General features: G+C 57.9%; 10 protein-coding genes and 1 pseudogene. 6 read left to right on the top strand and 5 right to left on the bottom strand.

Annotated features, from left to right (window positions below; all coding sequences use genetic code 11):
* Positions 1-106: 106 nt before the first annotated feature.
* Positions 107-603, bottom strand: a pseudogene (locus NW848_RS16160) (ARPP-1 family domain-containing protein).
* A gap of 189 nt (positions 604-792) precedes the next feature.
* Here NW848_RS16160 and cfa point away from each other — a divergent pair.
* The 5 genes from cfa (at position 793) to NW848_RS16135 (ending at position 5,294) form a co-directional block, all read left to right on the top strand.
* Positions 793-1,968 (top strand): cyclopropane fatty acyl phospholipid synthase, encoded by a 1,176-nt coding sequence (gene cfa, locus NW848_RS16155; RefSeq protein WP_414402876.1) that lies wholly within the window; start codon positions 793-795, stop codon positions 1,966-1,968.
* A gap of 77 nt (positions 1,969-2,045) precedes the next feature.
* A complete protein-coding gene (locus tag NW848_RS16150; RefSeq protein ID WP_228375339.1) occupies positions 2,046-2,522 on the top strand; it encodes a SufE family protein in 477 nt (158 codons plus the stop codon).
* Between the two features lie 13 nt (positions 2,523-2,535).
* Positions 2,536-3,675: a metal ABC transporter solute-binding protein, Zn/Mn family gene (locus tag NW848_RS16145; protein ID WP_414508279.1), complete on the top strand. Its 1,140-nt coding sequence runs from the start codon at positions 2,536-2,538 to the stop codon at positions 3,673-3,675.
* Positions 3,672-4,448, top strand: a complete 777-nt coding sequence (locus NW848_RS16140; protein WP_414508278.1) for a metal ABC transporter ATP-binding protein — start codon at positions 3,672-3,674, stop codon at positions 4,446-4,448. Before NW848_RS16145 ends, NW848_RS16140 begins: the two co-directional genes overlap by 4 nt.
* A gap of 9 nt (positions 4,449-4,457) precedes the next feature.
* On the top strand, positions 4,458-5,294 hold the full coding sequence (locus NW848_RS16135) for a metal ABC transporter permease (RefSeq protein ID WP_414508277.1): 837 nt from the start codon (positions 4,458-4,460) through the stop codon (positions 5,292-5,294).
* Here NW848_RS16135 and NW848_RS16130 read toward each other — a convergent pair.
* Complete coding sequence (locus NW848_RS16130; RefSeq protein ID WP_414402872.1) at positions 5,291-6,085, bottom strand: hypothetical protein; 795 nt, start codon at positions 6,083-6,085, stop codon at positions 5,291-5,293. The genes NW848_RS16135 and NW848_RS16130 overlap by 4 nt on opposite strands.
* A 142-nt stretch (positions 6,086-6,227) precedes the next feature.
* Between NW848_RS16130 and NW848_RS16125 the strand changes: the two genes are divergently transcribed.
* Positions 6,228-7,760 (top strand): leucyl aminopeptidase, encoded by a 1,533-nt coding sequence (locus NW848_RS16125; RefSeq protein WP_414402871.1) that lies wholly within the window; start codon positions 6,228-6,230, stop codon positions 7,758-7,760.
* Between the two features lie 424 nt (positions 7,761-8,184).
* On the opposite strand, the gene NW848_RS16120 is transcribed toward NW848_RS16125, so the two are convergent.
* The 3 genes from NW848_RS16120 to NW848_RS16110 form a co-directional block, all read right to left on the bottom strand.
* Positions 8,185-9,570, bottom strand: a complete 1,386-nt coding sequence (locus NW848_RS16120) for a hypothetical protein (RefSeq protein ID WP_414402870.1) — start codon at positions 9,568-9,570, stop codon at positions 8,185-8,187.
* Positions 9,571-9,630: 60 nt separating this feature from the next.
* Positions 9,631-10,194: a hypothetical protein gene (locus NW848_RS16115; protein WP_414508276.1), complete on the bottom strand. Its 564-nt coding sequence runs from the start codon at positions 10,192-10,194 to the stop codon at positions 9,631-9,633.
* A gap of 197 nt (positions 10,195-10,391) precedes the next feature.
* The gene (locus NW848_RS16110) at positions 10,392-11,150 is read right to left on the bottom strand and encodes a hypothetical protein (RefSeq protein WP_414508275.1); all 759 of its coding nucleotides are present in this window, start codon (positions 11,148-11,150) and stop codon (positions 10,392-10,394) included.
* Between the last annotated feature and the right edge of the window lie 404 nt (positions 11,151-11,554).

Here is an 11,554-nt window from a genome sequence, read left to right as displayed (position 1 = left end):
GTCAGCAGAACCTTGGGGCTTTGCCTTCAGGAACTGTCTAGAGGCGCTTTGACAAAGCCTTTGCGACGACCGTGTAAGAATCCCCCGCCTTTAGACGGTGGGAGTGTCAAACTTCAGAGAACGGGTTGGTGGGGGAGCTGACCCTGAGAAAGTTTTGGATAGCAGCAACGGCTTGCCACACTCTTCCCTGGTCTGAGCGGTAACCAGCTTTATTTTTGAGCGACTGATAAACTCCTCTTTTTAGCTCGTAGCACAAGCTGCTGGGAACAAGGCATTGGCATCCTCCATTTGGTGGGAGCGGAAGTGGCGCCTGAAAGCTTCCACACAAGAAGCCAGAATCGTGATCTTGCTTTTTGGCTTGTTCAAAACAGCGGTGTTCAAGATGCGGTTCTGTTTAGCCCCGACTAGCTCCTGCCCTTCCACCAAAAGCAAGAGAAAACCGCTGTAGTTTTCCACAACTAGATACGGCACAACGCCGTTCTGATTGATTTCACTAATCGTTGCTTCCTGAGCTCCATGATCTGGAAGGCGATAGGCAGCCTCTCTCTGTATCCTCTGGAGAAAACAGCGGGAAAATCTGAAAGCCGCCCTACTGAATAGCACCACCAACTTGCAGTGTTGGCAGGTTCAGTTTGAGCATCGATTTCTCCTTTGGGCTTGCTAGCACTATCTCTTCAACTTCCTCCAGAGCTGCAGTGGTTGGCATTAACAACAGAAGCTGGGGAGCCGAGAAGAAGCAATGGCTTGAGCCGCTGCCGAGTAACAAACTGGAGAGACCGCATTTTACAATACATGTTGCGATTAGCCCTCAGCAGGGGGTTCCTGGAAGTGGAAAAAAGCCTTAGCATCTGGCATCGGCTGGCCCGCCGATATGGGCTTAGGCTCTTGAGTGCTGCCGATATAGCCGTCAATGGCTCGCGGCCCTGGGATCTGCAAATCCACGACGAGCGGCTCTACCTGCGCTGCCTGCTCTATGGATCCCTGGGCTTTGGCGAGGCGTACGCAGAGGGCTGGTGGGATTGCGAGGCTATTGACGAGTTGGTTTACCGTCTTCTCACCAGTCAGGCAGCGGAGCAAGTGGGCTGGCCAGTTCGGCTCCTGCTGGCGTTGGACAGTCGCCTAGTTAATCGCCAGCGGGGTAAGGGAGCGTTTGTGGTTGGCCAGCGCCACTACGACCTCGGCAACGACCTCTACGAAGCCATGCTGGATCGCCGCCTGATCTATAGCTGTGCCTACTGGGATGGGGGGGCGCAGACCCTGGACGAGGCCCAGGAAGCCAAGCTGGATCTCATTGCCCGCAAGCTGGATCTGCAGCCCGGCATGCGCGTGCTCGACATTGGCTGCGGTTGGGGCGGCACGGCCCAGTACCTAGCCGAACGCTACGGTGTGCAGGTGGTGGGCATTACCGTCTCCCAAGAACAGGCCAAGCTGGCTAGCGAACGCTGCCAGGGCCTGCCGGTGGAGATTCGGCTGGAAGACTATCGCCAGACGCAGGGAAAGTTTGATCGGATCCTTTCTGTGGGCATGTTTGAGCATGTGGGCTACCGCAACTACCGAACATTTATGCAGGTAGCCCGTCGCCTCCTCAAAGACGATGGCTTGTTTCTTCTCCACACCATCGGCGCCAACGTTGCCTACCAGGGTCGGGATCCGTGGATTGAACGCTACATTTTCCCCAACTCGATGCTGCCCTCGCCTCGTCTGATAACAGCGGCTTTTGAGGGTCTGTTTGTACTGGAAGACTGGCACAACTTTGGGATCAACTACGTGGCCACCCTAAAAGCTTGGCACGCCAATTTTGAGCGGGCATGGCCACAACTGGCCGGCCGCTACGGCGAGCGCTTTCGCCGCCTGTGGCGGCTTTATTTGCTGATGAGCGCCGGCAGCTTCAAGGCCCGTGCCAGCCAGCTTTGGCAACTGGTCCTCTCGCCCAGGGGAGTAAGGGACGGCTATCGCTCGGTGCGGTAGCGAAGACAACCCTTCCCTCTTTGGCTTTTCCGACCCACCCCCGCGCGCAGTAGGCGCTCTCGGCGAGGGTGTTATGATTGATTATCATTCTCATTCAGGCCAGTGGGTTGATGCCCGAAGCTCTGCGGCAGATTGTAGGTCGCTTTCAAAAGGCCAGAACCTCCCGTCAGAAGTACGAATTGCTTCTGGCCTATGCCAAGCGCCTGCCCCCTTTCCCCGAGTCGCAGCGAACAGAGGAGAATCTGGTGCGGGGTTGTGCCTCGCGGGTGTGGCTGGCCACCGAGCTAAAAGACGGCAAGGTCTACATCCAAGGGGATGCCGATGCCCAGTTGGTCAAGGGCTTGGTGGCTGTTTTGGCGGAGGGGTTGAGCGGTCTGCGCCCAGAGGAGATCCTGGAGGTTTCCCTAGAGTTTGTGCGGGAGATGGGCCTCAACTTTAGCCTTAGCCCTTCCCGCAGCAATGGCCTGGTGAGCATGTTTTCGCTGCTGCAGCAGCGGGCCTTGGCTTTTCAGAAGTCAGGCGCTTCCGGCTCTGCTGTCTCTGTCGTCTTGTGAGGTACTAAGGCTCATGGCTGATAAAGCTAACTCTCTGCGTTCGGCTCGACCTGTGCGGTCACTGGTCTCGCTGGTGGCCGCCCTCTCGGTCGGGATCCTGGGCGGCTTGCAGATGCGCCAAGAAGAGTCCCAGGCGCAGCAGGGATCCACCCCCCCGAAGGTGGTGACCACGATCCTGCCGATAACGCAATTTACCCGCGCGGTGGCCGGGGAGCGGGCCGAGGTGACGCCTCTCATTCCGCCCCAGATGGGACCCCACGACTTTCAGGCTCGACCGGAAGAGGCGCGTCTGCTGGCCCAGGCGGATGTGCTGGTGATCAATGGGTTGGGAATGGAGACCTTCCTGGAGGGATTGATTGCCAATGCTGGGAATCCGAAGCTGCGCATCATTGATAGCAGCCAAGGGATCCCGACCTTGCGGACTGAGGAGCCAGAACATGGGCACTCCCACAGCCATGGGCATGGGCATTCTCACGGTCATGGGCACTCTCATGGGCACAGCCATGGGCATGGGCATTCTCACGGTCATGGACACTCTCATGGGCACAGCCACGGCAAGTTGAACCCCCACATCTGGCTAGATCCCAGGCGGGCCATTCAGCAGGTGGAAAACATCCGCGACGGCCTGATTGCTGTGGATCCAGAAGGGGCAGAGATTTACCGCGCCAATGCTGCCGCCTTTATCGAGCAACTGGAAGCTTTGGATAAAGAAATCGAGCAGAAATTGGCGCCCTTTGCCGGCAGAAAGTTTGTGGTCTTCCACGACTTTGCCCCCTATTTTGCTGAGCGCTACAACCTCAAAGCGGAGTTCTTGGTGGAGATCCCGGAAGCCAGCCCCTCCCCTGAGGATGTGCGGCGGGTGATGGATACGGTACGGCAATCGGGCCTGAAGACGATCCTAGTGGAACCTCAGGTGGGGAGTGACAACCCCTTTGAGGTTTTGGCCAGAGATCTGGGGGTACAGGTTCGCGTGTTCGATCCCATCGAAACCGCCGGCCCGGAGGGGATCGAGCCGGAATACTACCTAGCCATCATGCGGCAAAACGTGGAGAACCTGGTCTCCGCCTTTGAGAAGGAAAAGGCCTGGCTTCCCCTGCAGTTGCCCGTGGTGGGCCAAGCTGCCCTCGAACACCTGCTGGCGAGGGGGCGATGACCTCCCACTTGGGCGAAGTTGTCCTTTGGGTGGAGGGGCTGACGGTCTATCGGGGATCCCAGTTGGCGGTGCAGAACGTGTCGTTTGCGCTGGAGGCGGGATCCCATATGGCGATTGTCGGTCCCAACGGCGCCGGCAAGAGCACCCTCGTGCAGGCCATCTTGGGGATCCTGCCCCGCCAGTGCGGCTCGGTTTGGATCCTGGGAGAGCGGCTGCGCCTGTCGGGGTATTTGCCCCAGGCGGTGCGGCAGCAGCTTGCCTATGTGCCGCAGCGGTTGCAGTTCAACCCCGCCATTCCCGTGACGGTGGCGGAGTTTGTCGCCCTGGGCTGGGGATCCCTCAGACCCCGCTGGCCCTGGCAGCAGCAGGTTGCTCGGCAAGAAGCTGTTCGGAAGGCCTTGCAACGGGCCGAGGCCCTGCACCTGGCCCCTAAGCCTTTGGGTCAACTGAGCGGCGGCGAGCTGAAACGGGTGTTGCTGGCCTATTGTCTAGTTTGGCCGCGGCGGCTCCTAGTGCTGGACGAGGCCCCCGCTGGCCTGGATAGCCCCAGTGAAGGGGAGTTCTATCGGCTGTTGGAAGAGCTGCGCCGATCCCTGGGCTGGGCCATTTTGCAGGTCTCCCACGACCTGGAGATGGTCTCTCGCCACTGCGACCGCGTGTTGTGCCTCAACCGCTCCCTGATCTGCCAGGGATCCCCCAGCGTGACGCTGTTGCCCGAGGTGTTGAGTCAGGTCTATGGGCCGGAGTTTGCCCGCTACATCCACCATCACTGAGGAGAAAAAATGCCGGAAACCTGGGCGCGGGTGGTGGAATTGCTGCAGTTGCCCTTCATGCAGCGGGCCCTGCTGGGCGGGATCCTGACAGGGGTGACGGGGGGACTGCTGGGCAGTTTTGTCATCTTTCGGCAGTTGGCGTTTTTTAGCGATGCCCTGGGGCATTCGGCGCTCTTGGGTATTGTCGTGGGAGTGGTTCTGGGACTGAATCCTACGGCGGTGCTGATGGTGTTTGGGGTGGTGTTTGCCCTGGGGGTGACTTTTATTCTGGAACGCACCCAGCTTTCGGCAGATGCGGTGCTGAACATCATCTACTCTTCCTCCTTGGCCCTGGCCATCATCGGCCTGAGCTTGATCCCTGGCTACCGCGGCAACCTCAACCAACTGCTCTTCGGGGATATCTTGGGCATTGGCCTGCCAGCTTTGGGGATGAGCGGCCTGCTCCTGTTGCTGGCCCTGGGGTACATTGGGCTGACTTTGACTGCCCAGATGTTGCTGACCCTGGATGAGTCGTTGGCGCGGGCGCGGGGGGTGGAAGTGGGCTGGCAGCGGCTAGCCTTTGTGGTGCTGCTGGCTTTGGTGGTGGCGCTGTCGATCCGCTCGGTGGGGGTGCTGTTGGTGAGCGCCTTTGTGGTCATCCCCGCCTCGACGGCGCGGCTTTTGGGATCCAGCTTTACAACCTATGTGCTGCTGGCCATGGCCTTGGGAGGCTTGAGCGCCGTGCTGGGGATCCTCCTTTCGGCAGCCTTTAATCTGCCCTCCGGACCCAGCATTGTTGCCACCCAGTTGCTCTTTTTTCTCCTAGCGATGGCACTAAAGGGGGTATGGCAACTCCTACGCCTCTAGCTGCCGGCAACCCCAAAAGCCCTCTGAAACGGCCTTTCCCCCCAGACCTGGCCAAAGAGGCGGCGGTAGCTTTCCGGGAAGACCTGGCCCATGAGGGTAGGCTGCTCGTAAACCCGCTTTAGGGTGTTGAGATCCCGTTTGGTGATGGTGGGCACCCGCAGCAGGCGGCGATTGCCAGTGGCCTTGGCGTGGTGGCCGCTGTACATCAGATCCCGCGGGTTGGGACTATGGCCCCACAGCCCCAGCCCATGGCCAATCTCGTGCCGAGCCACTGCCGTAACCTCTGCCAGCCCCTGGCCTTCGGCGATAACGATGCGCACCCGCTGCTGCAGCGAACCATCGGCGGCGAAGAAAAACTCTGGGCGGGCTGCCCCCGCTATTCCCTCGCCAATGGGAGGAACGCGGTAGATGCTCATCCCGTAGAAGGCCTCCTCTTCTTTGGCCACCACCTTGAGCGGGATATAGGCCGACCACTCCTTCACCGCCTGCTCCACAAAGGCTTTCCACTGGGGGTGATCCCCCTGGATGTAGACGGGGATGGGGTAGAAGGCCCACTGGGCATAAGCTCCGCCTGGCAGCAGCGGCTCGATCTCTTCGAAGTAGTCTCCCGCCGACTTGTCGTAGGCGTAGCGGGCTAGGCCTGGGGGCAGCTTGAGGCGAACCGGCTGCGGCAGCTCTTCTAGGGGTCTCTGCGCCTGAGCCAGGGATCCCACTCCGCCTACCGCCAGGGCAAGGAGCATTGCGCAGGCAATAACCCCAAACTGAAGGATGGAACGCCGCCGCCAGACCATACCTTGGGTCTCTCCCTTTCTGATTAAAGGCTATCGACTGGAAAGGCCCATGTCGATGCCAGCCGAGGGATCCCCTGGCCCAGAAGTGGCGGAATTGGCTACACTGAGAGTCTGCTGTCCCTAGCTTGGCCAAAGGTTTCCCATGCAGCTTCGTCTTGGCGAGCCACCTCTAACGCAGGCCGAATGTGCCCTGGTCTACTGCTTTGCCCCCAGCGGCGAAAACGCCACCTTCCCGCTGCCTGCTGAGATCGCTTCCCTGGACGAGAAGGTATGGTCGGGGCTGGTGGCGGAAGCGGTTCAAGAACAGAAGTTTCAGGGCAAGCCCAACAGCAGCCTCGCCCTGCGCCTGCCAGGGCCTATCCGCAAGCTGGTGCTGGTGGGGCTGGGGGATCCCGCAGCGCTGACTTTGGAAGGACTGCGACGGGCTACTGCCAACGGCCTGCGCCAGGCCCACAGCCTTAAAGCCAAGCAGGTAGTGCTGTCTTTGCCGGAAACTGGGCTGGATCAGGGGCGAGCAGTGCAGGCGGTGGTTGAAGCCAGCCTCCTGGTGGCCCACCAGGATAACCGCTTCAAATCTCCCCCCAAGCCCAACGAAGAGCGCGGCTTTTCCGTTGAAGAAGTCACGCTCTTGGTGCCGGGACTGGCCCAGGCCCGCCAAGACTGTGAGAACGCCCTTCAGCGGGCCACCGAGATGGCTGCCGGGACGATCCTGGCCCGAGAACTGGTGGCTGCTCCCGCCAACGTCGTCACGCCTCCTGCCCTGGCTGACACTGCCCGGCAACTGGCCCAAGACTACGGCCTAGAGGTGGAGATCCTGGGGCGGGAAGAGTGCAAAGCCCTAGGCATGGGGGCTTTCCTAGGCGTGGCCCAAGCCTCGGATCTGCCGCCTCAGTTCATCCACCTCACCTACAAGCCCAAAGAAGGGGATCCCGTTGCCAAGTTGGCCCTGGTGGGCAAGGGCCTCACCTTCGACTCCGGCGGCCTCAACATCAAAACCGACTCCCGCAGCATTGCCATGATGAAAACCGACATGGGCGGGGCGGCAGCCGTCTTGGGAGCGGCCCGTGCGCTAGCTGCCCTCAAGCCGCGGGTAGAGGTGCACTTTATCGTCGCCGCCACGGAAAACATGATTAGCGGTCGGGCCCTGCACCCGGGAGACATCCTCACCGCTTCCAACGGCAAGACCATCGAGGTCAACAACACCGATGCCGAGGGCCGTCTCACCCTGGCTGATGCCCTGGTGTTTGCCGAGAAACTAGGGGTGGACGCCATTGTTGACCTAGCGACCTTGACCGGCGCCTGCGTCATTGCCCTAGGAGAGGAAATCGCCGGCCTCTTCACCCCCGACGAGCAGCTGGCCCAGGAGCTGCAGCAGGCAGCCAACCTCTCTGGCGAAAAGATCTGGCGCTTACCCCTGGAAGAGAGCTATTTCGAGGGCCTCAGCTCCACCGTAGCCGACATGAAAAACACCGGTCCTCGCTCTGGCGGCTCCATCACTGCCGCCCTCTTCCTTAAGCAATTTGTGGAGAAAACCCCCTGGGCCCACTTAGACATAGCTGGTCCCGTCTGGGCCGAAAAAGACTCGGGCTACACCAACAAAGGCGCCACTGGCTACGGCGTGCGCACCCTCGTGGAATGGGTCTTGGCACGGGAGATGGCAGCCGCCTCCTCCTAGCATGGTTCACCACTCCCGAAGCTCTGCCTGTTGCGTAGGCGGGTCTTGAACGATCCCCAGAGTAAGGCTTTGTCTCTCCAGAAAAGGAGGGCTCTGCTGGAGGGCTTGCAGGGTCACCAGCCGCGGACTTTCTTCCTCTTGAGGTAAGGCGCTGCTATGCTAGGTCCGCTGCAAGAGAGGCTGCTACAGACCTGCCCTCCGACGATTGATGGAGTGGGAGCCAACCCAGAAAGTTGGCTCTGCAAAGGAACTGACACGATATGTGCTACTCGACTTTGACCGCTGCAAACTTCTGAGCTGCAATTGGGGGAGTCGAAGAGTTAGTAACCGTTACCAGTGCAGCAAAAGAAAAGCCGATTGGGTGTAGCTCAACAGTCTCACCCAAGATGGTCTTGGACATTCATACAAGCCAGGCATGTATCGTCTACTTAACTGTAATGTTCACACGTGCCTGCGCCGAGATAGGAGGACTAGAAGAGTCCGTAACAGTCACCAATGTCAAGAGAGTAGAGCCAATGGGAGGAGTGTCTTTGGTGGCTGGACACTGCACCTTGATTGCCCCCGTTGGCCTGTCAAACGAAAAGCCAGCTGGCGGTGGAGGTTCAGGCTCTGCCTTGAAAGTTAGGGGGTTAAGGACTTTACCTTGGGTGGTAATTTGTGGATTTACGATGACTAGCTTACCAAGGTTGTTGGTGCAATCTACTGAATCCCCATATTTAAGCTCGATAGAACCTACAGCTGATTTCACAGGAATCACAAAGTTAATATCACTGGTCAGGAAGTTGCTGGCAGTAGTTAAGGATGGGTTAAGCTTAATAGTGATGGAGCCAGTGAATACCCCGTCCGTTAGTCGAATAACTCCGAATTGTTGAGGCCCTTTGCTACCTTCCTTAAAGAGGAGAGTAGAGGTCGAAACAGTGAACGGAGCGCCCGCCCCAAAGGGGTTAGGAGTTCCGCTGACATCCAAAACAACCTGCCCACCAATCGGAGGGGCATCGAGTTTGACCTCGACAACCTTGGTAGCCCCAACTATGTCATTATCGAGAAACTCTATCGTCGAAGGGGTAACCGTAATGGTAGGCGGCGCTTTCTGCAATACCTTAACCGGCACAAGAACATTCACACTGCCCACCGGGTAATTGACAGCTGTTGTGGCAGGGTCGCGGGTAACTATTATGGTGGCATTGCCTTCCTGAGTGGCCGGGATCAAACGAGTTAACCCAACTTTGGGTGTATCTGGGGATCCCGGTGGAATGACGACGGTTACAAAAGAGGCAGCCGTTGTAGAAATGCCCACCACCTGCGGGTTGCTGCTTTCCACTTTCAACACCAAACTGCCGTTGGCCGGAGGAGCAGAAGGCGTAAGCGTGAGAGTTTCTATGGAGCCAACAGTTGTCCCTGAGTCAAACGTAACTTTTTCCGGCGTAACGCTAACTTTCTCAACAGGGAACGGAGGGGGGGGAGGAGGAGGGAAAGGAGTAGAAGGAACAGGGATCTCCGCCTTAATGGTAGGGAGAGGAGCGGGAGAGGGGATGGGAGGAATGGTTGGGGCCGCAACGGGAGTTTGGATGACAACAGTGGGAGCCGGCAAAGGGATCCCTGGGGCTATAGGAGGTAAACCCACCTCAGTGCCTCCGGTAGGTACGCTGGGCGTTTGCGGCGGAATGATCGGCCCAGGAACAAAGCTAGTGGCGCTTTTGTCGTTGGATTGCTGACAGCCGATCAAGCTTGCCGTAGTGAAGAAAACAGCCCCCGCGCTGCCTAAAGCCCGCAACCAACTTCTTTCAGTCTTGAACTTTTGCACCTTCATTTCCTGCCACCTTCGCTTACAAAACGGAAGTCCTCTCCAAAGCCGCATCACCATTGGCTGCTAGTTAGCTACTAGAGTGATGGGAGGAGCTGCACTGGGTAGAGTCTGATTGTTCGACACAAGCGGCAATGTGTAGATCCCAGGAGCCGTTGCTTGAATGGAGACGTTCACCTCGCAAGTAGCACCTGCTGCCAGAACTCCGCCCGAAAGGTTGATGATCCTTGTTCCCGGTATTGCGCCCAAAGTGCCGCCACAGGTATTGGTGAGGTTGGGCGGATTGGCAACAAGCAACCCTGCAGGCAGGCTATCCGTAAAGCTGAGGCCAGTCAGTTGGATCCCTGAGTTGTTGGTGATTGTGAAGCTTAGGGTTACGGGAACACCCACTGAGGTTGTGGAAGGACTGAAGCTCTTAGTAAACGTCGGGGCAGCCAAGGGGCCTGGGGGCAAGCCAACGATGCTGGGAGAGGGATTGGGAGTGGGCAGGGGCGGGATCGTCGGCGCCGACACAGGAGGGGGCACAAGAGGGCTGGGTTGACCTGGGGGAACAGATCCAATCGGAGGAGTGGATGGCAGCCCTACCCCCGTTCCTCCGGGTTCCGTATTCGGGTTTTGCACACCAATCATTGGCCCTGGCAAAAAACTTGTAACATTTTTATCCTTAGCCTGTTGACACCCAATAAGAGTCAAAGACATCAACACAAGCGAGGTTCCACCTATTGCCAGTGTTTTAAACTTAATTATCACCACACCCTCTCACACTCACTTAAGTTCTCAACTAAGCCTTTAACTCATTTGGCAAGCCATTGCTGGGATTACCTTCTCTACAGATTTCCACAAGCAGGAACCTGAGAGCCACGAATTTCTGTTCGGCTTTCTTCTCCACTAAATATAGAATCGTCAACTCTTAGCACCTGACCAAAACTATCACGAATAGTTAAGATGATCAGAATGTCATCACCAGTCAGCTCGTCTTCGATCTGAACCTGCCCCTGTGCATCAACTCTACGAACGCCACGAATGGCTTTAGAAAGAATTCTGAGATCATTAAAGTAGCGGGGATCCGTCGGAAAAGTAAAGCTAAAGGTAATTCCCGCCGCATCAAGGAATGTATTTCCTCTGCCAATCAATAGATTCTTAAATTGTTCTAAAGCAGTTGGGAGTATAACATCTGTCACGTCTGTTCCACAGGTGATGTTTAAAACCTGTACATCAACGCTAGCAATGCCCCCACGCACGATCAAACCAGTTATATCGATCTTATAGGATAGCGATGCAAACGGCTGGTCGACGTTGAAGCCGCCCCCTGGCCCAAATTGAGGCGGATCCGGCAGATCGGGTTGAACTGGCGGCGGGGTGATGGGGGCAAAGTCCGGCCCGGGGCGGAAGGTGATGGGCGTGAGGTTGGGCGCAATCGTGGGGGCCACGGCCACGGGAGGAGGCGTGGATCCATCGGCAGTCAAGAGGGGCGGCAGCCCGCTGGTAGTCTCGCTGCTGCAACCAGTGGTCAGGGCCAGCGAAGCCCAAGTTGCCAGAAGGGAAAGGCCACCACGGCCAAGGGCTGAACCAGAACGTCGTTTCATCGGGGAAGTCTCCACTCACTCACACCACAGCAAGTTCTTCCAACTGCGTCCAGCCGAGATCCACTGAATCTGCCCATGTGCATTGGCAAGATTACGTGGAGATCCCGTTTCAAGGGGGAATGTCTGCCGTTAGTTCTACTGCATCTCAGAGCGTTGTCAAGCCAGCGGCAAAGCAAATCCAGGAAATTTTCCTGGAAGTGGCCCATCCCCTAGATATGGGGTATCATAGCCTCGAGCAGGGGCAACCAGCCTACCTGTAGCGTTGGGGGTTGGGTGCCTTCCCCTCCATTTTGTGTGTGAATTTCCCCAGATTAGGGTGTGTGAGGCAGTGCCGTATGAACTTCAAAGGTCGATCATTGGCAGTGTTGTGTGGGGTTTTGCTCTTAGGGGGCTGCGGCGAGGTT

The organism is Synechococcus sp. RC10A2, from assembly GCF_047502605.1.
This window is presented reverse-complemented; position numbering and strand designations above follow the sequence as displayed.